Annotated in this window: 19 protein-coding genes and 2 pseudogenes; 11 read left to right on the top strand and 10 right to left on the bottom strand. The window is 68.9% G+C overall.

Annotated features, from left to right (window positions below):
- The first annotated feature begins 68 nt into the window (after positions 1 to 68).
- Positions 69 to 1,247: an acyl-CoA dehydrogenase family protein gene (locus ACWD6R_RS03265; RefSeq protein ID WP_451817124.1), complete on the top strand. Its 1,179-nt coding sequence runs from the start codon at positions 69 to 71 to the stop codon at positions 1,245 to 1,247.
- A gap of 113 nt (positions 1,248 to 1,360) precedes the next feature.
- Here the strand turns inward: ACWD6R_RS03265 and ACWD6R_RS03260 are convergent, their stop codons facing one another.
- A complete protein-coding gene (locus ACWD6R_RS03260; RefSeq protein ID WP_451817123.1) occupies positions 1,361 to 2,569 on the bottom strand; it encodes a globin domain-containing protein in 1,209 nt (402 codons plus the stop codon).
- A 715-nt stretch (positions 2,570 to 3,284) separates the two neighbouring features.
- On the opposite strand from ACWD6R_RS03260, the gene ACWD6R_RS03255 reads away from it, so the two are divergent.
- Entirely contained in the window at positions 3,285 to 4,247 is a 963-nt protein-coding gene (locus tag ACWD6R_RS03255; RefSeq protein WP_451817122.1) for a LamG-like jellyroll fold domain-containing protein, read from the top strand.
- A 102-nt stretch (positions 4,248 to 4,349) separates the two neighbouring features.
- Positions 4,350 to 6,428, top strand: a complete 2,079-nt coding sequence (locus tag ACWD6R_RS03250; protein ID WP_451817121.1) for a PQQ-dependent sugar dehydrogenase — start codon at positions 4,350 to 4,352, stop codon at positions 6,426 to 6,428.
- A 170-nt stretch (positions 6,429 to 6,598) separates the two neighbouring features.
- Here the strand turns inward: ACWD6R_RS03250 and ACWD6R_RS03245 are convergent, their stop codons facing one another.
- On the bottom strand, positions 6,599 to 6,904 hold the full coding sequence (locus tag ACWD6R_RS03245; RefSeq protein WP_451817120.1) for a hypothetical protein: 306 nt from the start codon (positions 6,902 to 6,904) through the stop codon (positions 6,599 to 6,601).
- Positions 6,905 to 7,413: 509 nt separating this feature from the next.
- On the opposite strand from ACWD6R_RS03245, the gene ACWD6R_RS03240 reads away from it, so the two are divergent.
- Entirely contained in the window at positions 7,414 to 9,501 is a 2,088-nt protein-coding gene (locus ACWD6R_RS03240) for a hypothetical protein (protein ID WP_451817119.1), read from the top strand.
- A gap of 95 nt (positions 9,502 to 9,596) precedes the next feature.
- Here ACWD6R_RS03240 and ACWD6R_RS03235 read toward each other — a convergent pair whose 3' ends face one another.
- On the bottom strand, positions 9,597 to 10,070 hold the full coding sequence (locus ACWD6R_RS03235; RefSeq protein WP_451817118.1) for a hypothetical protein: 474 nt from the start codon (positions 10,068 to 10,070) through the stop codon (positions 9,597 to 9,599).
- A 171-nt stretch (positions 10,071 to 10,241) separates the two neighbouring features.
- Positions 10,242 to 10,490: pseudogene (locus ACWD6R_RS03230) on the bottom strand (ATP-grasp domain-containing protein); the annotation flags it as partial.
- Here ACWD6R_RS03230 and ACWD6R_RS03225 point away from each other — a divergent pair.
- Positions 10,485 to 10,826, top strand: a pseudogene (locus ACWD6R_RS03225) (alpha/beta fold hydrolase); the annotation flags it as partial. The pseudogenes ACWD6R_RS03230 and ACWD6R_RS03225 sit on opposite strands and share 6 nt — an antisense overlap.
- A gap of 64 nt (positions 10,827 to 10,890) precedes the next feature.
- Here ACWD6R_RS03225 and ACWD6R_RS03220 read toward each other — a convergent pair.
- The 4 genes from ACWD6R_RS03220 to ACWD6R_RS03205 all read right to left on the bottom strand — a co-directional run bounded on the left by ACWD6R_RS03220 (position 10,891) and on the right by ACWD6R_RS03205 (position 15,531).
- Positions 10,891 to 11,343, bottom strand: a complete 453-nt coding sequence (locus ACWD6R_RS03220) for a PIN domain-containing protein (protein WP_451817117.1) — start codon at positions 11,341 to 11,343, stop codon at positions 10,891 to 10,893.
- Entirely contained in the window at positions 11,336 to 11,608 is a 273-nt protein-coding gene (locus ACWD6R_RS03215) for a type II toxin-antitoxin system Phd/YefM family antitoxin (protein WP_451817116.1), read from the bottom strand. The genes ACWD6R_RS03220 and ACWD6R_RS03215 overlap by 8 nt, the downstream gene beginning before the upstream one ends.
- A 114-nt stretch (positions 11,609 to 11,722) precedes the next feature.
- Positions 11,723 to 13,855, bottom strand: a complete 2,133-nt coding sequence (locus ACWD6R_RS03210) for a UvrD-helicase domain-containing protein (protein WP_451817115.1) — start codon at positions 13,853 to 13,855, stop codon at positions 11,723 to 11,725.
- Positions 13,856 to 13,923: 68 nt separating this feature from the next.
- Positions 13,924 to 15,531, bottom strand: coding sequence for a serine/threonine-protein kinase (locus ACWD6R_RS03205; RefSeq protein ID WP_451817114.1), 1,608 nt, complete (start codon positions 15,529 to 15,531; stop codon positions 13,924 to 13,926).
- A gap of 377 nt (positions 15,532 to 15,908) precedes the next feature.
- Here ACWD6R_RS03205 and ACWD6R_RS03200 point away from each other — a divergent pair, with 377 nt between their 5' ends.
- Genes ACWD6R_RS03200 through ACWD6R_RS03185 form a run of 4 tightly spaced genes read left to right on the top strand, consistent with a single transcriptional unit; the run spans position 15,909 to position 19,512 of the window.
- Positions 15,909 to 16,511, top strand: a complete 603-nt coding sequence (locus ACWD6R_RS03200) for an AAA family ATPase (protein ID WP_451817113.1) — start codon at positions 15,909 to 15,911, stop codon at positions 16,509 to 16,511.
- Positions 16,508 to 17,152, top strand: coding sequence for a guanylate kinase (locus tag ACWD6R_RS03195; protein ID WP_451817112.1), 645 nt, complete (start codon positions 16,508 to 16,510; stop codon positions 17,150 to 17,152). Before ACWD6R_RS03200 ends, ACWD6R_RS03195 begins: the two co-directional genes overlap by 4 nt.
- A gap of 51 nt (positions 17,153 to 17,203) precedes the next feature.
- Entirely contained in the window at positions 17,204 to 18,664 is a 1,461-nt protein-coding gene (locus ACWD6R_RS03190; protein ID WP_451817111.1) for a hypothetical protein, read from the top strand.
- Positions 18,665 to 18,699: 35 nt separating this feature from the next.
- A complete protein-coding gene (locus ACWD6R_RS03185) occupies positions 18,700 to 19,512 on the top strand; it encodes an SDR family NAD(P)-dependent oxidoreductase (RefSeq protein ID WP_451817110.1) in 813 nt (270 codons plus the stop codon).
- Positions 19,513 to 19,560: 48 nt separating this feature from the next.
- Here the strand turns inward: ACWD6R_RS03185 and ACWD6R_RS03180 are convergent, their stop codons facing one another.
- Complete coding sequence (locus tag ACWD6R_RS03180) at positions 19,561 to 20,028, bottom strand: ATP-binding protein (RefSeq protein WP_451817109.1); 468 nt, start codon at positions 20,026 to 20,028, stop codon at positions 19,561 to 19,563.
- Between the two features lie 111 nt (positions 20,029 to 20,139).
- Between ACWD6R_RS03180 and ACWD6R_RS03175 the strand changes: the two genes are divergently transcribed.
- Both ACWD6R_RS03175 and ACWD6R_RS03170 read left to right on the top strand, forming a co-directional pair.
- Positions 20,140 to 20,991 carry a helix-turn-helix domain-containing protein gene (locus ACWD6R_RS03175; RefSeq protein WP_451817108.1) on the top strand — a complete coding sequence of 284 codons (852 nt, stop codon included), beginning with the start codon at positions 20,140 to 20,142 and terminating at the stop codon, positions 20,989 to 20,991.
- Complete coding sequence (locus tag ACWD6R_RS03170) at positions 20,988 to 21,245, top strand: DUF397 domain-containing protein (RefSeq protein WP_451817107.1); 258 nt, start codon at positions 20,988 to 20,990, stop codon at positions 21,243 to 21,245. Before ACWD6R_RS03175 ends, ACWD6R_RS03170 begins: the two co-directional genes overlap by 4 nt.
- A gap of 61 nt (positions 21,246 to 21,306) precedes the next feature.
- Here the strand turns inward: ACWD6R_RS03170 and ACWD6R_RS03165 are convergent, their stop codons facing one another.
- Positions 21,307 to 24,498 (bottom strand): type I restriction endonuclease subunit R, encoded by a 3,192-nt coding sequence (locus ACWD6R_RS03165; protein WP_451817106.1) that lies wholly within the window; start codon positions 24,496 to 24,498, stop codon positions 21,307 to 21,309.
- Between the last annotated feature and the right edge of the window lies 1 nt (position 24,499).

Genomic DNA, 24,499 nt, shown 5'->3' with positions numbered 1-24,499 from the left:
CCCGGCCACCGCTGCAACCGGCCCCAACCACCACTCACACCTTCGTACAACCCTCCCAGGAGCACATGATGAGCGGCAACAAGCCGATGAAGGACCCCCTCGCCCTGCTGGACATCGCCTCGGTGCTCAGCGACGAGGAACGCGAAATCCAGGCCACGGTCGCCAAGTTCCTCGCCGACCGGGTACGCCCGCACATCGGCGAGTGGTTCGAGAACGCGCACTTCGCTCGCGAACTCGCCCCCGAACTCGGCAAGCTGGGCGTTCTCGGCATGCACTTGGAGGGTTACGGCTGCGCGGGTGTCAGTGCCGTCGGCTACGGGCTCGCCTGCCTGGAACTCGAGGCCGCCGACTCCGGCTTCCGCAGCTTCGTGTCGGTCCAGGGTTCACTCTCCATGTACTCGATCCGCAAGTGGGGGTCCGAGGAGCAGAAGCAGGAGTGGCTGCCCCGGCTCGCCGCGGGCGAAGCCATCGGCTGCTTCGGCCTCACCGAACCCGATTTCGGCAGTGACCCGGCAGGGATGCGTACGCGTGCCGTCCGCGACGGCGGCGACTGGATCCTCAACGGCTCCAAGATGTGGATCACCAACGGCGGCATCGCCGACGTGGCCACGGTCTGGGCGCAGACCGAGGACGGCGTGCGGGGCTTCCTCGTGCCTCGCGGCACGCCCGGCTTCACCACGAGCGACATCAAGCAGAAGATGTCGCTCCGGGCCTCGATCACCTCCGAGCTCCACTTCGACAACGTACGGCTGCCGGATTCCGCCCGGCTTCCCGAGGCCCAGGGGCTGAGGGGCCCGCTCTCGTGCCTGAACGAGGCCCGGTTCGGCATCCTCTTCGGCGCAGTCGGCGCCGCCCGTGACTGCCTGCAGACGGCCATCGACTATGCCGACGCGCGCGTCCAGTTCGGCAGGCCGATCAGCGCATTCCAGCTCACCCAGCGCAAGTTCGCCGACATGGCGCTCTCCCTCGGCAACGCGGCGCTGCTCGCCCTGCACCTCGGCAGGCTCAAGGAGCTCGGCACCCTCCGACCCGAGCAGGTGAGTGCGGGCAAGCTGAACAACGTACGGGAGGCACTGGCCATCGCCCGCGAATGCCGGACCGTGCTCGGGGCCAACGGCATCTCCTTGGAGTACTCGCCGCTGCGGCACGCCAACAACCTCGAGTCGGTGCTCACGTACGAGGGCACCAGCGAGGTGCACACGCTGGTCGTCGGGCAGGCCCTCACCGGTCAGGCCGCCTATCGCTGAGGCGGCCCAGGACAAGGATGCGCACCCCGTCAACTCAGTGGTTCGCACCGGTCGGCGGCACCGGTCCCTTCCGGCCGGACAATCGTGACCATCGAGGTCCGGGGATATCCGGGTCAGTCCAGGTCGGCCTGCCACAGGTCGGGGCCGAACACCTCGTACTGGATGTCGCGGGGTGCGACGCCCTGCTCGATCAGCCGGCTCCGTACGGCCTGCATGAACGGCAGCGGGCCGCACAGGTAGTACAGGGCGTCCTCGGGCAGGTCGACCGCTGTGGGGTCCATCTGCCCCTGGAAGACCCCGTTCACCGGCTCGTGGCTTCGGGCGTCCTGTTCGTACCAGACGTAGAGCTGCGCGTTCTGCAGGGCCAGGACGTCGCTGACCACCTGGCGGCGCAGGGCGAAGGACGCCTCGTCGAGATCGGCGTGCAGGAGGATGACCTGCAGGCCAGACTGAGCTGCGACGAGGTGGGAGAGCATCCCGGCCATGGGGGCGATCCCGATGCCTGCGCTGGCGAACACGACCGGCCGCCCGGAGTCGTCGAGCACGACGTCGCCGTAGGGCACCGACAGCGTGAGCGTGTCGCCCAGGCCCACCGAGTCGTGCAGGAGCGTGGACATCTCACCGTCGGGCTCGCCGTCGCCGCCAACCCGCTTGACCGAGAACTGGCGGTGCTCACCGTCGTCGGCCCGCGTCAGGCTGTACTGGCGCGGCTGGAGCACCCCGTCGGGCATCCGCATCCGCACCGTGACGTACTGGCCGGGCAGCGAGCTCTTCACCAGGCGGTCGTCGGTCCGCTTGACCACGAAGGTGAGGACGTCGGCGGTCTCGCGGACCTTCCGCACCACCTGCCAGTTCCGCCACACCGTCTCCGGCCTGACGCCCCGCGCGCTGTAGAGGCCGCGTTCCTGGTTGATCAGGGCGTTGGCCATCAGCCAGTAGACCTCGTCCCAGGCCGCGGCGACCTCCGGGGTGACCGCGTCGCCCAGGACGTCGACGATCGCCCACATCAGGTTGTCGTGGACGACCTGGTATTGGTCGGGGCGGATGCCGAGGGACGCGTGCTTGTGCGCGATCCGGGAGAGCAAGTACTCGGGTACCCGCTCCGGGGTCTCCACCAGGGTAGTCGCAAACCCCGCCACCGAACCGGCCAGCGCCTGCTGCTGCTCCCCGTGGACCTGGTTGCCGCGGTTGAACACACCGTCCAGAAGCTCCGGATGTTCGCTGAACATGTGCCGGTAGAAACGCTGGGCGATCTCACCGATGTGCTCGGCGACGACCGGGAGCGTGGCAGTGACGACTGGCCGGGACTTGTCCGAGAGCACGAAGCATCCTCCAGACGTGGGGCGCGAGATGGATGACGCCATCTAGTTTTGTCCATACTTTCCTGTCGCGCTCGTCGGCACACCGGCACGGCCTGAGATCCCGCCCCTGGCGGGAGCCCCGGCGGCCAGCCGACGCTGCGGAGGCCGAGGGTCTGCAGTTCGAGGTCGACCAGGGTCTGCGCCGGGTCCGTGCGGTGCCGGAGCAGGGGCATCTGGGACGTCGGACCCGTCTTCTCCGGCATCGTCGTGGTGATCTTCTCCTTCGTCGGCGCGGAGGCCGTCACCATCGCCGCGGCCGGTCCACGGAGCCTACCCGGGGCGTGGTCAAGGCCGCGAAGGGCCCGTGGGCAACTGGCGGATTTCCGCGCCGACTTGCGGCCGGGGAGTGGTGCGGTCCGGCGGCGAACCGGCACCGGCGCGGTCGCCCACCGGACCGCTGCACCCACCCGTCGTACCCGCCCGGACTCGGGGCGAGCCGCTCGTAAACCGCTGTGAGCCGGTGGCGTCTGTGCCCCGATGGGCCGTTCGCGGTCTGCGTCCTTGTCCGCAAGGAGGCCCGCGCCGCCGCCGAAGGACGCCCAAGAAATTGGCGAGTACACGCCCATTGTCAGGGTCGCGGCGAAGGGGTTACATGGTCCCCGCACACGGACGAAAGCGCTTTCTGTCGATCGGGAGACCCCGGTCGACTGTCCCTTCGCTGCCGCTGGGAGGCCGTATGTCACCGCCCCGCACCAGACGCTACTCACTCGCCGTCGCCGCACTCGCCGCGACCGCTTCGCTTGCCGCCGCCACGTTTCCGGCCCACGCGGCCCGCCCGTCAACCGCCCACACTCCGCTGCGAGCCCAGGCTGTGGCGGCGTACGACTTCGGACACCCGGACCCCGCCGATCCCGGTCGCGAGCAGGACATCGGGCGCTCCGGCACCGCGCTCAGCCTGATCAACGGCGGTTCCGCGATGCGCGTGGCCGACGAGGCGTACCCGGGCGCTTCGCCCGCCCTGCAGGTACGTCAGCAGAACCCGGCCACCGCGGGCAACGACGACTGGAAGGCCGGGGCCTGGGACGCCGAGGGCATGTCGTCCCTCGGGGCCTTCCGCAGTGCCCGGGGTGCCACCGTCATGGGCTGGTTCAAGATGACGGGCGACAATCCCGCCCTCAACTCCAACACGGCCAACCCGAGCGACCGCTACAACGCGATCGGGCTGGCCGGCGTACTGTCCGGAACCTCTGACGGCCACGCGGTGCGTGCGCTCCTCGAACTCATCCAGGTCAATGGCGAGTTGAAGCTGGTCGCGCTGGGGAGACGCCTGGACAGCGGCGCCTCCCAGACTTTTGCTGCCGACGCCTCCTGGGAAGAACTGCTGCCCCGCGGTGAATGGGTCCACCTGGCCGCGACGTTCGACTTCCGCGACGGCACCCTCGCCCTCTACCGCGACGGCAAGCCCCTGGATGGCTTCTACGTCACGCCGGGCGACCCCTGGGAACTCGCCACCACGCCGGCGCCCCACCGCGCCTCGCCCACCGATCCCCGCGGCATCAAGATCGGCGGAAGCTTCCCCCAGAACACCCGGGAGAACAACGCCTGCGACTGCCGCATGGACGACCTTCTGTTCCTGGACCGCCCGGTGCCGGCCGGAGCGGTGGCGGCGGAGTACCGGCGCATGACGGGGGGCCGCTGACCGTTGTCGTCCCTGGATCGTTCTTTCCCTGCCTGTTTGTCGCGCCGGACCGAAGGGACCCACATGGCGTCACGACGTACATATCGAAGGAACTTGGCGGCCGTGGCCGTCAGCGCAGCCCTCGCCCTGGGCGGTTTCGCCGCGCCGTCCCATGCCGACGAGCCCGCCGCGGCGACAGCCGCCCTGACCGACCCCATTCCGCAGAAGCCCGTCCAGTCCAGGACGGGACTCGTCCTGCAGGAGTTCGCGCAGTTCCCCAAGTCGGAACCCGTCCCGGCGCCTACGGATCCGCGCCTGATGCGCCACGCACGGATCAACACCATCAATGAACTCCCCGACGGCTCCGGCCGGATGGCGACCCCCGACCTCAACGGCACCCTGTACCTCACCGACCCCGGCGCCGCGACGCGCACCTCCGGGGGCACCCCGCACCCCTACCTGGACGTCAAGGCGGCATTCCCGCACTTCTTCTCGGGCCGCGGTCTCGGTCAGGGCTTCGGGTACGCCGCATTCCACCCGGAGTTCGGAGCGAACGGGCGCTTCTACACCATCCACACCGAGCTCGCCTCGCAGGCCACCGAGACTCCCGATTACCAGCAGGCCGGCACGCCCACCTATCACGGCATCATCACTGAGTGGACCGCCGACGACCCCTCCGCCGCAGTCTTCCACGGCACCCGTCGCGAGGTGCTGCGTATCGGCTTCAGTGGCCAGGTCCACGGCATTCAGCAGATCGACTTCAATCCGACGGCCAGGCCCCACGACGAGGACTACGGCCTTCTCTACCTCGCGGTGGGCGACGGAGGGCAGGGTGTCGGCAACAGCGAGCCGCAGAACCTGACGCTCCCGCACGGCAAACTTCTGCGGATCGACCCCGCGGGCCGTGACAGCGCCAACGGCCGGTACGGCATCCCCGCGTCCAACCCGTTCGTCGGTGAGCCCGGTTCGCTCGGGGAGATCTACGCGATAGGCATGCGGGACCCGCACCGCTTCAGCTGGGATGCGGGCGGCAGCCACCGTATGTATCTCGGCCATATAGGCGAGCACGCCATCGAGTCGGTGTACGAGGTCAAGGCCGGTGACAACTTCGGCTGGAGCGAGCGCGAGGGCCCCTTCGCATTCGACAAGAAGACCACCGACCCGTGTGCCCGCATCCTCCCCCTCCCCGCCGACGACGCCCAGTACGACTACACCTACCCGGTCGCCGCCTACGACCACGACCCGGGACCCGACTGGAACTGCCGGTCCGATGTGGGCCGCGCCATTGCCGGAGGCTTCGTCTACCGCGGCAAGGACGCGCCGGCGCTGCGTGGAAAGTACATCTTCGGTGACCTCGTGGACGGCCGGATCCTGGCCGCGGACACCCGCGACATGCACCGCGGCGCCGACCTCGCGCCGCTCGAGCAGCTGATGCTCTTCGACAAGTCCACCGGGAAGACGGTCACCATGCGCGACCTCGCCGGTGACCAACGTGTCGACCTGCGCTTCGGCTCCGACCGCAGCGGCGGCCTGTACATCGTCTCGAAGGCCAACGGCAAGGTCTGGAAGGTGACCGGGACCCGCACCTTCGCCGACTGCGAGATCGGTAACACCCCCACCACCCACACCACGGGGCCCGACAACTGGGCGCCGGTCACCCCGGCCAAGTGGGCGTACACCGAACGCGAGACGATCCTGGCTGAGCCGGGCGTCGCCCGCCCGGGACCGCGGCGCCCCTTCGAGTACGCCGTCCTGACCGCGGGCCCGCGCTACTCCTCCGTCACCGTCGAGGCGGAGGTCCGGATCGACACCCCCGTCGAGATCACCAACCGTGACGTCATTCTCATCTGGGACTATCAGTCGGACACCCGGTTCCAGTACGCGCATCTGTCGAGCGACAACACCATCTACCCGCACAACGGTATGTTCACCGTCAACGACGCCGACCGGCTGCGCATCGACGACCAGTGGAACGGAACCTTCGGCGCATCTCCGGCGATCAAGGACGACGGATGGCACAAGGTGCGCCTCACCCACTGCGCCGACACCGGTGAGACCGCCGTCTACCTGGACGGCAGCCGCAACCCGCTGATCACGGCCACCGACCCGGTCTTCGCCTCGGGCCGGGTGGGCTTCGGATCCTTCGACAACGCGGGCCGCGTCCGTCACCTGAAGGTGACGGGCACCCCGGTCGGCGACTGACCGTGCGGGAGCGGGCCGACACCGTCGGCCCGCTCCCGCACCGTCACGAAGGATCGGGGTTCAACGCGCATACGCGGGTGGGAACCGATGCGCTTTCCACCTGGCATGTACCTCCGGCGGGAGCGGGAACAAGGACCTCAGCAATCCCATTCTCGCTGCTCGGGAGGCCCTCAGCTGATCGGTAGCGCGGCGTCGGCACGCTCCGGCTCGGAGGGTGTGGGGGTGGGCGAGGTCGCCGGCGAGGGAGTGGGCGTGGTCGGGGCTGTGGGCTGCAGTACCGGGGAGACTGTCCGGTGGCGCGGCAGCGGAGCCGGGCGGAGCGGGTGCGGTCCTGCGACGACGGCGTAGTCCGGTCCCAGCAACCGAGGTTCGAGCTCGCCGGCTTCCTCACCGAGGGCGAGCCGCACGGCGGCCCAGGGGGCGTTCAGGCCGCACTGAGAGAGCTGGTGGAGGCCGTCGGCGGGACGCGTGTTCACGTCCAGCAGGACCGGTGTTACGACCCGGGCACCCGTGCGGGCCGCGGGCCGAGGCCGCAGATGGCCGCGCACCGAGACATGGCATCCCCAGCCCCGGCGCGGCGCATAGTGCGCCGACTGCCGTCGCACAGTGCGAGGAGGCGGCGGCGAAGAGCGGAATCGACACGGCGGGCACGCGCTCGCCGCCCGACCCGGTCCGGTCGCCGGGACCCACCGGCCGCTGCGACCCGTGGGGCGCCATCGCCCGGCGTCGCATTCTCACTCACCTGGCGCCAAGCCTTCGCTCCCGCTTCCCGGCACTTTTCACAGCGCCCTGAACCCAACGGGGACCCGTTGCCGACAGCGCAGAACCATCTCGTCCCCCCGTCAGCCCCCTGCGGCCGCCGGCGGACCGGTTACGGTTCAATAGTGAGTGCCTGGTCCCGCGGAACCGTGATCTTCACCGGGCCCGGGGCCGCTGGCATGCTGTGGGACGGCGGCCGTACGACAGGACAGGCAGGGCCGGTGTGATGAGGATGTTCTTCGCGCCCGAGGAGACCGAGGAATACGAGGCAGCGCGTTCGCTGCTGATCCGCCGGATGGGTCAGTGGGCCCGCGAGCACGGTGAGAGCGTGGATCCGTTCGTCGTCGAGACGGCGCTCGATTATCGCCACCGAGGTACCTGCGACGGGCGGCTGGGGCTGTGGGAGCCCCGGCACATCGAGGAGTATCTGCTGGACTGGCTGCCGCGCACGGCCACCGTGCTGCCCGGCGAAGAACTGGCAGATGCGCCCGGCACGCTTGCAGCCCTGCTGCGCTACCTCGATGCGATGGGCCTCAGCGACCCGCGCGGGGCCTCGTCGGCCGACAACCTTGCTGCGGTCGAGAACCTCGCGCCGCGGTACGCCCCCGCCATGGCTGACCGCGGCCGCTGGGGAATGGCGAAGTTCTGGGCGGTCACCGCAGCCGAGCAGGGGATCGATGTCCAGGATCCGGCGGCGCTTCAATGCTTCGTGGAGCAAGCTCAGCAAGGCGAGGTGCCGTACGACCAGGACGTACTGGACGAGGTGGTGCGCAACCACCTGACGCGCGGCCCGGCAGCAGTGACACGCGCCGAACCGCAGCTGCCGGTCCTGCTGCCCGCGGAGAAGGAGCTGCGTGCACGCGCCGAGACGTCCCGCGCGCTGCGGTGGCTGCGGGGGATCGCCGACTGGGCGGGCCCCGAGGGGCGCGTGCTCACCGCGACGGGCAACCTGCGAATGGCGGACGCGCGAGCCCTCGTCGCCGAGCTGGGGACAGGCGACGCGGTGGATACGGTGCGCTCCTCCACGCAGCTGCCGCGGCTGGGGCTTGCGGTCGAGTGGGCGAAGAAGGCCCGGCTGGTACGGGTGGTCAAGGGGCGGCTGTACGCGGTCGCCAAGGCGCAGCCCCTGCTGAAGGACCCGCTCGCGCTGTGGCGGCACGCCTTCGAGACCTTCTCCGAGCTGCGCGTGCCACTCCTGGGCGCCCGCAGCGGCCGACACGTCGAGTCGATGCTCTTCGACAGCTTCGAGGACACCGTGCAGGATGTTCTCAACACCCTCTACAGCCTGCCGCACGCCATGCCCTGGCCCCGGCTGCGCGACTCGCTGCACCTGTGCTACCGCGCCGAGTACGAACTGACCGGGCACTACGCCTGGCAGATGGAACTCGGACACGCGGACCGTGATCTGCGCACCGCATTGGACGTGCTGGAGGACCTGGGCGCGATCAAGCGGCACGAGGGCATGGCCGACCCGGTCTTCCTCGACATACCGCTCGAGGAGTCCGTGCTGCCACCCGCCGGGATGCCGCCGGAGCTCGCCGAGCTCTTCGGCGTCGTCGCCGGTGGACACGGGGAGAGCGAGGATGCCGCAGAGCGGAGCAAGGAGCAGCGGGCGGAACTGACCACCGGGCCCGTCGAGTTGATCCGTCTCACCGCCCTCGGCCACGATTCCGTACGCCGTCGGCTGCTCGCCGAGGGGCGTGATGCCCCGCGCGTCGGTGAACTCGCCCACGCCCCCGCCGCCGGGCTCCTCGGTGTCATCGCCGAGCACTACGACCCGGACGCCGCCCGCACCGAACTCGCTGCCTGGGTCGCCGCCCGGGAGAGCTCTGCCGAGGCGCTGCAGAAGCTGACCGATGCGGTGCGCGCGACCCCGTTCCGTACCCGCGCCGAAGCCATGCTGGACGCACTCGTCGACGCGTACCCGGACGGAGAGGCCCTGCTGCGCGGCCTGCGCGGCGACCCGCTCCTCGGCCCCACTGCCCTGAGTGTCCTGGTGCGCCGGGAGGTCCTCGGTGCCGAGGACCTCAACGAGCCCGAGAGCCTCGTCATGGTCGCCGAGAGTCTGCTCCAGCTGCTGGAGACAGCGGGCCCCGAAGGCTTGCTCGAAATCCTGGGAGGCCAGGAACTCTCTGCCCATAAGGCTCTTGAGGCCGCTCTCGCATCCGGTCACCCCGACCAGGCGGGTCTGGCGGATCTGAGGACGGTCGCCGAGCAGGCCCGTCGGCGGCCGGCCGCGCATCTCGGCCGCAGCCATCAGCGGCGCCGACCGGGCGCAAGCGGCAGGGGCAGGGGCGGCAGGCGGCGGCACTGATGCCGCCGAGAACGAGGCCGAGGAAGCAGCGAAGGCCGCGGGGCCAGGTGCCAATTACGCAGCGACGCACTCCACGATTCCGGAAGGCTGCGACCTCACGCAGCCATCGCCACCGCAGCCTTGCTGAGCGAGGCGTCGGGCTCGGGGGCCCGATCGGCGAAGACGACGACCCGCAGTAGCGCGAACCGTCCGATGCCCGCCAGAGCGGACGCCGACAGATAGACCGTCTGCTCGACCAGGGCCGAGGGCTCGGACCGGACGGCGTACAGGCAGAACAGTGCCCCTGTCGTGAACGCGTAGCTCACGGCGACGGTCACCCCGGACTGAAGATGGACCCCCCACCCCTTCCGCCCGCTGCGGAAGGAGACCCGCCCGTGCAATTCGGTGGCGATGACCGTGGAGACGACGGTGACCAGCGCGTTGGCAACGGCCATCGGCATCCGGTCGTTGAGCAGTACGAGTACCCCGCTGGACGCCAGCCCGACACCGCCACCACACACGACGAACCGCACGAAGGCCGCGACGAGCGGATGAAGAGTGCGCGTCTGCGGGCGCGAAGGGGCGGTCACGAGGGGCCTCCGTAGGCTGAGTGGAACGGTGTTCCGATTCCACCCCAGAACCTACGGACCGGGCGTCGTCCGAGCGACCGGGTTAATCCCCGACTTCATTGGGGGTTTCCCCCCAGGGGCCCCTGAGGGGAAACCCCCTGCGGTATCCCCGCTGAGATGCCGAAGGGGACGTCAGAGCGACACAGCGGCGGCCGCTGCTGTAGCCGCGGAGGTGGAGTCCGTCCGCTGCTGCGGCAGCGCCACCGGACGCAGTGTGCGCGGACCCGCGACGACCGCGTAGTCCGCTCCCAGGAAGTCCGGGGTCAGATCGCCGGGATCGTCGCCCAGTGCCAGGCGCACGGCGGCCCACGGCGCGTTCAGCCCGCACTGGGAGAGCGTGTGCAGCCGGCCTGCGGCACGGGTGTTGACATCCATTGCTATCTGACCGAGGGCATGCCCACGCTGCTGCTGTGGGGATCGCGCGACAGCGTAATGCCGGTCCGGCACGCCTACGGAGCGCACGCGGCGATGCCCGGCAGCCGCCTGGAGATCTTCGACGGCGCGGGCCACTTCCCCTTCCACAGCGATCCCGCGCGCTTCCGGGCCCTGGTCGAGGCCTTCGTGCGCACCACGGCCCCGGCCGACTGGAGCCAGGAACGGTGGCGTGAGCTGCTACGGGTGGGGCGGCCCGGCAGCGCGGCGGGGGAGCCGGACTCTGCGTACCACCGGGCCGTGGAGCGCGATCTGCGCGAGGCGAGTGAGCGCATCGCTACGTGAAGGGTGGAGAGCTCCGCCTGCCTGCGTGGCCGGCGGAGCAGGTCCGGCCGCTTCGGGTCCGCCCTCAGAGGTCGTCGGGCAGGAGCCGGAACGCTCCATGGGCGGTGAGTGGCCGCATCATCCGGAAGTGCCGGTCGGTGGTGAACAGGTCAGCGGTCTGGAATGCGGCGGCGAGCACCACGTTCATCGCGTCAGCCAGCCCCACCCCTTGGCCGCCGTCCGCGTCCTGGTACCCGCGCATGACCGCCATGGCGCTGCGCAGATGCGGTGCCACTTCGGGCACTTCGAAGCGCCGCGCCTCGACCTGGCGAGCGACGAAGTCGAGTGCGTTCATCGAGGCACCGGCACCGACCCGGGCGGTCAGCAGATAGTCGAGTTCGGTAAGCACCATCGGCGACACCACAAGGTGGCCCATGGCACTGAGCGCATCTCGGTGCGCGGCATGGTGTGGGTCCTTGGGCGTGAACAGGCGGTACAGGGCGTTCGTGTCGGCGATCGCGACCGGAATCTCACTCATCGACCGCACCCATGCCCCGCAGCGTCTCGTCGACCTCGTCGTCGGTGAGCACGGGCCCACCCAGGTCGGGAAGGTCCAGCGGACCCATGGGGTCGGTACGGAAGGGATACGAGGGCCGCCCCAGGCGGGAGCCCCGGGGAACGATGTCCCCTATGGGAACGCCGTCCTTGGTGATGGTCACAGTTTCCCCGGCCTCGACGCGGGCCATGATGCGCGAGGTCTGCTGATTCAGCTCCCGAAGAGGAACATCCCTGTTGTCGCTCATGACACCAGCGTACTACTCGTTCTACATCCCGGCCGGAATGCGGGCGGAGGACGCCATCACATGACAGGTGTCCGGAGGGGCATACCCGCGCGGGTATGCCCCTCCGGTATGACCTCAGGCCGCTCCCGCTTCGACCAGGAACGAACTCGGCTCTCCCCACCAGGACACGTACAGCCCATCGCGGGCCCGGGTGCAGGCGACGAAGAGCAGGCAGCGCTCGGCCATGAGATCCGCCTCGTGCTGGAGGCGGTCCACGTCGGCCGGCGTCACAGCGCCCGGGTAGGGAAGCGCCCCGTCGTGCACGCCTATGACGGCCACGCACCGGAACTCCAGCCCCTTGAAAGAGTGCATCGTTCCGACGCGTACGGTGGGCGCGTCCTCGGAGGCGTCGGACCGCAACTGTGCTGCGGGGATGCCGGCGGCCGTCAGTCGTTCGACTGCCTTGGCGCAGGTCTTGTTGAAGCGGGCGCTGACGCCGATCTCGCCGGGGCTGACACCGGCCTCGGTCCACGTGCGGATCTGTGCGACGAGCGCGTCCAGTTCGGCCTCCTCCGACCCGGCCGCGTGCACGGCCGGACCGCTGCCGTGGAGGGCGGAACGGTATCCCAGCAGGGTCTCGTTGCGGTCGTCGTCCTCCAGCTGTGCGATGGGGCGGCCGACGAGCAGTGCGGTGGACCAGCTGAGGATCTCGTGCGTGCTGCGGTAGTTCTTCCGCATCTTCGTCGAGCGGCCCGCGACCTTGATACCGAGCGCCTTGAGCGACACCTTCGAGTCATAGATCCGCTGGTGCGGGTCCCCGGCGATGAACAGGTCGTCGGGACGCGAGGGGACAGCAGCGCGCAGGAGCTGCCACTGGGCGGGGTGCAGGTCCTGGGCCTCGTCGACGACGATGTGCCGGTACAGGGGCCCCTTCGCTTCGAGCAGGTCGGCAGCCTCGGCGCACGTTCCCAAATACGTGCGCAGGCCGTCGGCGACGAGCCTGTCGGAGAACTCCTGGACCGTACGCCACACCGGGGGACGTTCGGCGGCCGGGAGGCGGCTGCCTCGCCCACGCCGGTCGGCAACTTCGTATTCCTCCTGGCTCCGCAGGCTCTGGGCGAGGACGACGTGCTTGTACTCCTGGGCCAGGAACTGGGCGGTGCCGGTGAAGCCGGTGGCGCGCGCGTCCTGCTCCCAGCGGGTCTCCTCCTCGCCGCCCCTCAGCGGCCGGCGTGACGTGGAGACGACCCGGCTGGCCAGGGCATCGACGGTGGTGATGTCCACGCGGTCGCGCAGCTCCTCGTCCTCGACGAGGGCGGCGAGCCCGCTGCGCAGTGCGGCAACGAGAGCGTTGGTGTACGTGGTCAGCAGGATGCGCTCGCCGTCGCGCAGGAACGTCAGCAGGTGTCGTACGCGGTGCAGGGCGACGACGGTCTTGCCGGTGCCCGGGCCGCCGGTCACCTGCGCCGGTCCGGAGTAGCTGGCCCGGTAGGCGACCTTGTGCTGGGAGGGGTGGAGAAAGACCCGCCAGGCCGTGAACGGCTTGTCGAGGATGTCGCGCAGCTCGTCGGAGGCGGTGATGAGAGCGATACGGGTGCGGGTGTGGCCGATGGCGGTCGCGTAGTCGGTCGTATCCACCGGTTCGGCTGAGGCGCTGGGGAGGTTGACGGACACCAGGTCGCGCCAGACCTCCTCCACGGTGAAGCCCTCGGCGAGGTACTCCAGCACTTCCCGCTGGTCCTGCGGGAAGTAGGGCGCGAAGACCTCCAGCTGTTCCTTGCTGGTGAGGGCGCGGGCCTGGCGGAGGGTGGTCTCGTCGATGCCGAGGGCGGTGAGGTCGCCGTCGGAGACCTTGGAGAACAGCCGCCGGCCGGGTGCGGGGGCGATCCGCTCGTAGGCGGGAGCGAGTTCGTCGAGCATCGCGATGTCGCGGATCTCGACGGCGCGGGTGACCGCGTTGATACTGGCCTTCTGCTTGATCGCCCAGGCGATGGCCTTGTCGTGCGGCATCACGCGCAGCAGGACGAAGGTGTCGCCACGGTCCGGGGCGAGGACGACGCCGCGGGTGCCCTGGGCGATGCGGATGGTCCGGATCTGCGGGTCCTTGGCCTGCTTCAGCGCCTCCAGTTTCAGACCCTGGTCCTTGAAGAGCTGGTCCAGGGTGAGGCGCTCGAACTTCTCCCAGGCATCGAAGACCCCCTGCTTGACGGTGCCTTGGAGTTTGCTGAGCTGGGCGCAGAAGCCTATGTCGAAGGCGAGGTGCGGCATGGTGTTCCGTTCCGGTTACGTGCTGCGTGCGTCCTAGGAGTTCACGGTGTACGAGGTGTACGTGTCGCTCATCCGTCGCCGTCGCCGTCGCCGTCGCCGTCGCCGTCGAGCCCGAGGCGGATCACGGCGAGTGCCTCGGCGATCTCGACGCTCATCTCGTCCTTGGGGCCGAACAGCATGCACATGTCCTCGTGGAGCGGTTCGAGGATCTCCCGGGCCTCGGCGGCCCGCCCCTGGGCGAGCAGCAGCATCCCGATGTTGTGCCGCAGCTCGACGGCCTCCTCGCTGACGTCGCTGTCGAGGGTCCGTACGACGTTCAGTACGCCCTGGAGCGCGGCGAGCGCGTCGGTGACCTGCCCCAGTTCGGCGCGGCAGCGGGCGGCCTGGGCGCGGCAGGACCGTGCCTGCTCTCCTGTGGGGCCGGTGATGCGGGCATAGGCGTCGGCGAGGCTGTCGAACTCGGGCAGAGCAGCCCGGTAGTCGCCACCGAGGAGGCGGACCGCCGCGCGCCGGCGGCGCAGCGCCAGGACCTGCTTGCTCTCGGAGCCGAGGGCGAGAGCGGCGGGCTCGATGACCTCACTGAGCACCTCGGCGGCCTGCGCGAAGCGTTCCTCTTCCAGGAGGGCGTCGGAATGGTCGTACGCCTCCTTGATGTCCTGGCGCATCTGGGCAGGGACAGGCGCCGGCTGGGCGTGCGGGGCGGGGGCAACGGGCGCAGCACCTCCGGCCGGCGACGCCTGGGCGCGGGCGCGGGGCGCGTACGGGTGGCGGAACAGGCCCGTCGGGTCGGGCACCCCGGCCGGTCCGGCCTCGGCCGCGGCGGGTGCCTGGCCGGGCGGCGGGAGGAACGGCAGCAGCCGCTCGTACACCTCCTGCGTGTCGGCGGGCCGCTGCTCGGGCGCCTTGCGAAGCAGGTGCAGCACCAGCTCCTCCAGCGCCTCGGGTATGTCGGTCCGCAGCTGCCGCAGCGGGGTCGGGGCGGCGTTGACGTGCTGGAACATCAGCAGGTACTCGCTCTCCGCCGTGAACACGATTCGCCCGCTGAGGAGTTCGTGCAGGACGCAGCCCAACGCGTACAGGTCGGTCTGCGGGGTGATGCGCCCGCCCCGGACCTGCTCGGGCGACATGTACTGGTAGGTGCCGACGGGGCTTCCGGTCGCCGTCAGCTTGGTGACGTCGGTGCGCAGGATCGCCGCGATGCCGAAGTCGAGGACCTTCACGGTGCCGTCGCGGGCCACGAGGATGTTCCCCGGCTTGAGGTCGCGGTGGATCACCGGCACGTCGTGCGCATGCGACAGCACCGTCGCGACCTGCGCGGCGACGGCGACCGCCCAGCTGATGGGCAAGGGGTGGTCGGGGTGGAGATAGGCAGACAGCGACATGCCGTCGACGAGCTCCATCACCAGGAACAGCCGCTCGTACGACTCGTCGAGGACCGCGTCGTACACCTGCGGCACCCCGGGGTGCTGGATGCGCGCGGTGATACGGGCCTCGCGGCGGAACCGCTTGGCGAACTCCTCGGCCAGGTGAGGGGAGGTGATCGACGCCTGCCGGATGACCTTCACGGCGACGGGCCGGTCGAGGACGGCGTCATAGCCGCGCCATACGACGCCCATGCCGCCCTCGTTGAACTGCTCCAGCAGTTCGTAGCGGCCAGAGATCACCTGCTGCGGCACGTTGCCCCCGTGCGTGTGTGTGCTGGCCGGGGCGCGCGCTGCGGCGCGGGCCCCGACATGGTTGGGTCAAGTCTCTCCGGTGGGGCGATCCGGGTCCAGCGGCGGTGTGGTGGTGGGAGCTGAGGCGTCTCTTTCCGGTCAGCCGGGTGGCGCGTTAGCAGGCCGGTCGCAGGTCCTGGCCTTCGGTTGATACATGGGGTCAGGTGCGGGCATGCCGACGTCCGTCCGCCAGAGTGACTACGAGCCCGTCAGCGGCCCGTGAGCCCGAGGCTTTCGCGGCTTGATTGCCACCAACATGCCAGAAGTGTGAACGGTACAGTCTCCAGCCGCCCTTAAGGTGGGCCCAGTTGTATCGAGACGTCTCGGGGGCGGACAGCGTGACCACTGCGTTAGGCACGAGCACCATCACCCTTGCTCTTGTCGCCGGGTATGCCGGTTCGGGTAAGTCGGAGGCCGGAAAGCTCCTGGCGGCAGCAACCGGGTGGGCCATGCTCGACAAGGACACCATCAGCCGTCCCATGACCGAGCGACTGCTGCTGGCACTGGGCGGGGATCCGGACGACCGCCACAGTCCCGTCTACCTGGAGCACGCCAGGCCTCTGGAGTACGAGTGCCTGATGAAGGCGGTCTGGGAGAACCTTGAGTGCGGAACGTCCGTGGTCGCCGTGGCGCCGTTCCTCGCCGAGAGCGCCGATGCGCAATGGACTTCTCGGGTGGCACGCCGGTGTCGTAGGACCGGAGCCCGTTTCGAGACTCTGTGGGTGGACAGCGACCTGGAATCGATGCGAGACCGGCTGATCTCGCGCAATGCCTCACGCGATACGTGGAAGCTGACGCACTGGCCGACGTACACGACCGGCCTCGACCTCGGCCTCCGGCCGGTGACGTCTCATCACGTCATCGACAACCGCATCGGAGCCTCACGCCCGCTGGCCGAGCAGGTCGAGTCCATTGCGCAACGGCTGCTGGGGGTCTCGTGAGCGCGATCGTTCTGTACGGACCCCCCACGGCCGGCAAGGACACCGTGACGTCAGCCCTCTGTTCCGCCGATCCACGCTTCGAATTAGTCACCAAGCTCAAGCACGGGACCGGCCGGTCAGCCGGATACCGGTTCGTCACCGCCGAGGAACTCGATGACCTGCGCCACCAGGGCAGGATCGTGGTGGAGACCCGGCGCTACGGCAACATCTACGCGGTCGATGACCTCTCCCTCACACAGCCGCAGGAGCGGGGCCGGATCCCCATCGCCCACATCGGCAACGTCACCGACATGCGCACGCTGCTGGACCGCAGTCGGGCGACCTCGTGGCTGCGCATCCTCCTCTGGGTTCCAAGGAGCGTGTGCGAGACACGGTCCCGCGAACGGGGAGACACCGATACGCCCAAGCGGCTCACCGCCTGGGACGAGACCGCGCAGGACGTTCTCGACTCCGACGTACGGGACCTGTTCGACCTGGTGGTGCGCACGGACCGTACGGATCCGGAGACGGCTGCCAAGCAGATCGCCCATGCGCTCGACGGGGCACCGGACGTCTTGAGTACGGAGGAGCTGTTCGCGGCTCTCGAGCTCGGCACGGACGAAAGCGGGGCTCGCCGGAGCGCGACTCAGCGCCGTGCGTGAGCACGTGCGCGTGCACGCACAGCGACATCAACGGCCACAAGCAGCAGGGGGATGCCGGTGGGAGTTGTCCGGACGTTAGAAGACCTGGCGAGAATCGGTCGCCAGCGCACCGTAAGCGATCGCAGCGTGCATCTGCATCAGGACGAGGTCACGACAGATCTTCTGCTGGACACCGTATCGGCCGACCGTGTCTCCCTGGACCGTATGAGCATCGACGGGGCGCTCACCGTACGCTCTTGCCACATCGATGAACTGGTCGTCGATCACGTGGAGGCGGACGCACTCCTGGTGGTGAATTCCCGGATCGGCCGCCTGACCATCCGCAATGCGTCGATGGGCTGTGAGGTCACGGTCATTGACTCCGCCCTGGACTTTCTTGCTCTGCACTCGTGCGGGCAAACTCGGCTGGAGCGCCTCCGCGTGGAGGAGCTCGTACAGATCAACGCTCTGCGCGGGCCGATCCGGATCAGCAACACGCGCGTATCCGCGCTCGCGGTCCGCAGCCAGGCCACGGGCGGGCGCCTCGGCCGACCGCGTGTGGTCGTGCGAGGGCTGCGCGCCCGTGAGGACGTCACGTTCGATGATCTCTGGCTGTCTGCAATCGAACTCGACGATGTCGAGACACCTGAGCTCATCTTGCAGCGTGTGCGACTCGACGAGCCACTGCGGGCGAACGAGCTTCGCTGCAGTGAGACGGTGAGAGTGAACGGGTTGGTCATTCCTGTCGAGGACAGCACGATCACGAACAGCACCGTCAGAGGTCCCGTGGAGATCCGCAACCTCGGGCTCTGTGACAGCTCGGGCGGCGATCGGACCGGTACGACCGCTCGCCTTGCCCTTCACAACACGACAGTCATGTCCCTCGCTTCGGCATCCGAATCGTCGTCGGTGATCAGCCTGCACGGCTCCTCGGTCACGGGCACCCTCGGACTTCCGTCCGGCAGCTCCCGCTATAGCCTCGACAGCTCCTCCAGCGTCGGTGACATGGAACTGGCCGGCGAGGTCTTCCGCAACGGCTCCCAAGCCCTTTCCTTCCTGGAGCGGTCCTTCACCGAAGTGACCGCTGTTGCCTTGGAGTCCGTACGGTCGGCACTGGCCAGAAGGAACCGGAACCGCGAGGTCGACGAGCTCTACTACCTTGCACGACAGCGCGAGGCAGCAGCCCTGCCGCTGCTGCGGCGCGCCATCGGGCGGGGCATCCTCGGCGGGGTCCTCGGCTGGGGAGTGCGGGCCCGCAACCCGGCGCGTGTGCTGGCAGTGGGGGTCGTACTGACGGGGGTGGTACTCCATCTGGTGGGGGCGGTGCGCGAACCAGGACGAGGTCTTACGGACGTGACCGCCGCGGGCAAGAGCTTCGTTCTGGCGCTAGCCCTGTGGCTGAACGTCGGCACCGGCATGCCGTCCGAGCTCAAGACGGCCGAATGGTCGGCGATTGCGGTCTCGTTCACAGCGGCGGGAATGCTGTTCACCACTCTCATTGTGGGCATCGTCATCCGCAAGCTGGTGCGTTGAGTCCCTGGGGATGGCCGAGTGACAGAGTGAGGCCCATGGACCAGCGTGAAGAGGCCGAAGGGAGCGCGGTGGCAGCACCGGCTGTCGCGTTCGGACTGCGTGGCAAATCGTTCCTGGTGACCGGTGGCAGCAGGGGACTGGGATACGCGGTCGCCCGACTCCTCGCCGCCGAGGGAGCGTCCGTTGCGATCTGCGGTCGCGACCCCGGCACTCTGGCCCAGGCTTCGTCCGAGCTGCGCAAGGACTTCGACGCCCAGGTTGTGGCTGGATCTGTGGACGTCCTGAAGCCGGATGAACTGGAGGACTTCACCCGGCAGGCCGGGAGCGTACTCGGCGGCCTCGACGGCCTGGTCGCCAACATCGGAGGCAAGCGGGGTGGCGGCCTCCTCGACTCGACCCGCGAGGACTGGCAGGCGACCTGGGACCTGAACGGCGGCCATGTGGTGCGCACCGTACGGTCGGCGCTGGGCAGTCTGCGTCCCGGCAGCTCCGTGGTGATCATTGCCTCCATCTCCGGCTGGAAGCCGCGCTTCCCGGCACAGTACGGGGCGGCCAAGGCATCCGAGATCTACCTCGCGGGTGCCCTGTGTCAGGAACTCGCCCCGTACGGCGTCCGGGTCAACACCGTCAGCCCTGGTTCGATTCTCCTGCCGGGCAAGAGCTGGGACCGCCTGCGCCAACGTGACCCCGAGGCGTATGAGGCGTACGCGGAACGCAACCCCAGCGGGCGCCTGCTGAACGCTGAGGAGGTCGCCCGAGTTATCACCTTCCTCCTCTCACCGGCCTCCGGAGCCGTGAACGGCGCCCACATTCCGGTTGACGGCGGCCAGCCGCAGGCGGGGCTGTGAACGGTTCCGGGCCGGCGGGGCGGGGCGGCTACATGAGCGGATGAGCGCCTACGCCAGTTCTACGTCCAGTACGGCCCACACGGTTTTGCCCGGTCCGTCGACGCACGGATACCAGCCCCAGCGGTCGGTGAGTGCGGCCACCAGGAGGAGGCCGCGGCCGGCATCCAGGTCGTCCGCCGGTTCCGTGAGGGCGGGGATGCTCTCGCCGCGTGAGTCGGTGACCTCCACGCGCAGGGTCGCGCCCTCGGCGGTGAGCCGGAGACGGAAGTCGCGGCCGGGTACGCGCCCGTGACGTACGGCGTTGGCGCTGAGCTCCGCCACGATCAGCGTCAGCACGTCGTGGGCGTCGCTTCCGTAAGGGATGCCCCAGGCGTCTAGACGTTCCGCGGCCAGGCGTCGGGCGAGGCGGGCGCCGCGTGGGGTGGAGCTGAACCGCATGGTGAAGTGGTGCCAGGGGAAGCGGGGTTGGGTGGGGCGGATGGGACGTACGGGGAGGGGTGACGGGTTGCTGTTCATGCCTCCACGTTGCCGCTCGGTGGCGTAGCGTGACCAGGGGTGACGCGCCGTCGCGGGGTGTTTGTACGCGGCGGCCGTGCGGCGTGTACGTACGTGTGACAGGCGGTGGCGATGACGCAGGACGAGGCGCTTGCTGGGGAGTCGGGGAGGCGGCCGGAGGACGAACCGGGATCGGGCGTGGTCACCGCGTTTGGGCGGCAGCTGAAGCTGCTGCGGATGAGGGCGGGGTTGGAGCGGCCCGAGTTCGGGAAGCGCGTGGGCTACGCGGGACAGTCGGTCGCGTCGTTCGAGCAGGGGCGGCGTATCCCGCCGCCGAGGTTCATCGACCGGGCGGATGAGGTGCTGGATGCCGGGGGCGTACTCAAGGCGTTGAAGGAAGAGGTCGCGCGGGCGCAGTACCCGGCGTTCTTCCGGGATGCCGCGCGGTTGGAAGCCAAGGCCGCTGCCATCTGTGTGTACGGCCTGTACGCAGTTCCGGGGTTGTTACAGACGGCAGCCTATGCACGAGCGGGGTTTCAGCAGGAACGGCCGCTCCTCGACGACGAGGTCATTGAACAAGGGGTCTCTGCTCGACTGGCCAGGCAGGAGATCTACGACCGACGCCCCGCCCCGTTGTTGAGCTTCATCGTCGACGAGGCCGTACTCCGCAGGCCGATCGGTGGACGGCCAGTGCTGTACGACCAGTTGGAGCAGATGCAACGCATCGGACAGAAGCGCAACGTCGAGGTGCAGGTGATGCCTTTGGACAGGGAGGACCACGCAGCACTCGGAGGGCCGTTCACGCTGATTGACACAGCTCAGGGGCAGCGCATCGCCTACGCCGAAGTCCAGGGTGACAGCCGTCTCTATACCGGCCAGACGACGGTCCGTGAGCTTGAGGCCCGCTATGGCATTATCCGATCTCAGGCGCTCACGCCGCGTGAGACTTCGGAGTTCATTGAGAAGCTTCTGGGAGAGACATGACCGTTCACCGCACCAGGCCGGCGGCACTCGATTTGGCGTGGTTCAAGAGCAGCTACAGCACTGGCAACGGCGGGGAATGTTTGGAAGTCGCCTGGCGTGCGAGCAGCTACAGCGGGGCTGAAGGCGGCCAATGCGTGGAGTTCGCCTCTGCCGCCACCCACGTGCACATCCGGGACTCGAAGCAGGTCAACGGCCCCGTGCTGACCGTTGGACCTGAAGCGTGGGCCGGGTTCGTAAGTCTCGTTGCCAACTGAGGAGGGCCCCTGCCGCGCGCCGGTTCGGCGTGCGGCAGGGGCCCTCCCGTCAGTCCGAGGACTACTCGTCCAGGCCCTCTTCGCGGCGGATCATCCGCCAGGCGGCCTTGCGGGCACTTCGGTCCAGGCTGGACTTGAAGCCCTTGTCGGGGCCGAAGTACTGACGGCCCATGCCCGCGATGGTGTCGATGTGGTCGGCCATCTTGTCCGCGAAGACGTTGTCGAAGACGAGCCCGAAGTTGTCCTCGTCGTTGACGACGGCCGCGGCCCGCACCTTGGGGTCGGCCTTGGCCTCCTCGAACGGCCGGATGACGTCCTGCTCGGTGAACTCGGTGCCGAAGCGTTCGTTGAACTTGTCGATCAGCTGGGAGAGCAGCGACTTCTCGGCTTCCTTCGCGCCGCCCGAGCCATCGCCGAAGCCCTGCATCGTCGTCGGCCCGTCGGAGGTGAGGGAGACGTCGTACTCGCCGGTCTTCTCCACCCGCATGTGGCTGAGGTCGACCTCGCCTATGTCCACGCCGCCGTCGGCGCGGCGCGGCAGCCGGTTGAGGAGATAGCGGCCGTAGAGGTGCAGCCGCTCCAGCTCGGCGTCCCGGTAGGGGACGATCTGCGCGAGGAAGCCGTACTTCCGGACGTAGTCGTTGAGGTCGGCACGGAAGTCCTCCGCCGCCTCCTGGTCGTCCTCGTCCTCGCTCTCCAGCAGGGCCGTGAAGCGGGCCACCGCGGGAGATAGCAGCCGGTACAACTCGGCGTGCAGCTTCTCCCACTTGGACTGCGAACCGGCGGCCTTCTCCTTGGCGGCGAAGTACGCGGCTGCGAACTCGTCCATCTCCTGCCCGGACAGGATCGCCGCCTGCATGACCCGACTCTGCGCGGTGTAGAGCAGGTTCGGGTCGGAGGGAAGGGTCATCGCCTCCTCGAAGTACGGGCGGAAGGACTCCTGGATGTCCTCGGCCTCATTGACGAAGTCCAGTACCGCCAGGTCCGTCTGCGTCTTACGCTCGGCGGTCCGGTTCAGCCGCGACAGCGTCTGCACGGCGGAGATGCCGGTCAGCGTCTTGTTGACGTACATCGTTGTGAGAAGCGGCTGGTCGAACCCGGTCTGGTACTTCTCCGCGACGACCAGGATCTTGTACTCCTGCTGGCCCGCGCCGCCGGCGCGCGCCGCCTTGTCGTCGGCACGCGTGTACGCGAACGCCTTCGGCAGCGCGCTCTCGGACAGGCCGCCGTTCTCCTTCGACTCGGTGGTCTCCTCACCGTCGAAGGTGAGCGAGCCGGAGAACGCCACCAGGACACCCAGGTCGGGGTACTTGGTGTCGTAGTCCCGGTCCTTGAGATAACTCTTGATGGCGCGCGCCATCTGCACGGCGGACTGCCGCGACGCCGTCACCACCATCGACTTGGCCCGCCCGCCGAGGCGGCCCCGGCTGTGCGTGACGAAGTGCTCCACGATCACCTGGGCGTGCTGGGCGACCGTCGAATCGTGGGTCAGCGCGTACCGGGCGAGTAGGCCGTTCGCCTTCGATGGGTCGACCTCGCGCTCGTCCGGATTTTGGTTCACCAGCTTCCAGTACGTGTTGTACGTGACGTAGTTGCGCAGCGGGTCGAGGATGAACCCCTCCTCGATCGCCTGCCGCATGGAGTACGTGTGGAAAGGCCGGTAGGTCGCCTTGCCGTCGATGTCCTGGAGCGTGCCGAAGAGTTCGAGGGTCTTGGCCTTCGGCGTGGCGGTGAACGCGAAGTAGGAGAGGTTCGCGGCGCGGGAACGCTGCTCGGCCCTCTTCTTGAGCTGCTCGTCAAGGGTGCCGGCCGGGGCCTCGGCCGAGGTCGCGCCCGCGTCGTCCGAGTCGGAGTCCAGGCCGAGGTCACGCAGGGCCGATCGTACGGCGGTGGCGGCGTCGCCGGACTGCGAGGAGTGCGCCTCGTCCACGATGATCGCGAAGCGGCTGCCCCGGATCTCGGTGGGGTTGCGCTGGAGGTAGTCGAGCAGTGCCGGGAAGGAGTGCAGCGTGACGGTGACGATCTTTCCGGTGTCGCGGGAGAGCGCCTTCGCGAGCTGCTCGCCCTTCGCCCCGTGCTTCTCGTCGATCTTCACGACGAGACCGGCGGTCTGCTCGAAATTGCCGATGGTCTCCCGGAGCTGGGCGTCCAGGTTGCGCCGGTCGGTGATGACGATGACCTTGTCGAAGACCGGCACGCCGGGCTTGAGTCCCTTGGCAACAGCCCCGGGGTCGAGTTCGCGGGGGTCGGTGGGGGTGTGCAGATCGCTGAGGCGATGCGCAAGCCAGCCGATGGTGTTCGACTTGCCCGAGCCGGCCGAGGCCATGATCAGGTAGTCATGGCCCGCGCCGTGGACGGCGGCGTGAGCGGTGAGCTTCTTGACCGCGTCCCACTGCTGGAAGCGGGGGAAGACCATGGTCTTGGTGCTGCCGCCGCCGGGCGTCTTGCTCTTGTGCAGGTGCACGAACCGCTGGAGCAGATCCAGCCAGTTGTCCGGCTGCCAGACCTGCTCCCAGAGGTACGAGGTCGCGTACGTGCCGAAGACGGTCGGGGCCGGGTTTCCGGCGCCGCCCGGCTGACCGGGGCCGGCAGAGCCGGTGTTGAAGGGGAGGAAGCGGGTGTTCTTGCTCTTGAGTTGGGTGGCGACGAAGACCAGGTCCGGGTCGACGGCGAAGTTCGCGACGACGCGGCGGGTGAAGATCAGCTCGGTGGGGTCGCGGTCGGTGCGGTACTGCGCCTTGGCGTGCTCCACCCCTTGCTTGGTCAGCGGGTTCTTCAACTCGGCGGTGGCGACGGGGATGCCGTTGAGGAAGAGGGTGAGGTCGAGCCGGTTTCCCCAGTCGGCCTGCTTCGTCGCGTACTCGAGCTCGCGGACGACGGTTAGGCGGTTGGCCCGGTAGCCGTCGAGGACGGAGTCGTGGGCGACGAGGTTCGGCTTGAAGTACGCGACCCGGAGCAGGACGCCCCGGTCCTTGACGCCGTTGCGGAGGACGTCGAGGAGCCCGTCGTTGGCGATGGCCTGGTCGAGCCGGCCCGCAAACCCGCGCTGGGCCTCATTCGGGTCGCTGCCGTAGACGGTGAGGAGTTCGTTCCACTCGTCGGGCTGGGTAGCGCCGATGAAAGTGAACAGCTCGTTGGTGTCCAGGCCGAGATCGGCCCGGTAGTCCTGCGGGCGTGCCTCGCGCCAACCGCGCTCGACCATGGCGGCGACGATGGCATCACCAAAAGCGGACTCGCTGTGGATGGGGCTCATG

Source organism: Streptomyces sp. NPDC005151, from assembly GCF_053599875.1.
Note: the sequence above shows the minus strand (reverse complement) of the source record. Positions and strands in the feature narration are given on the sequence as shown.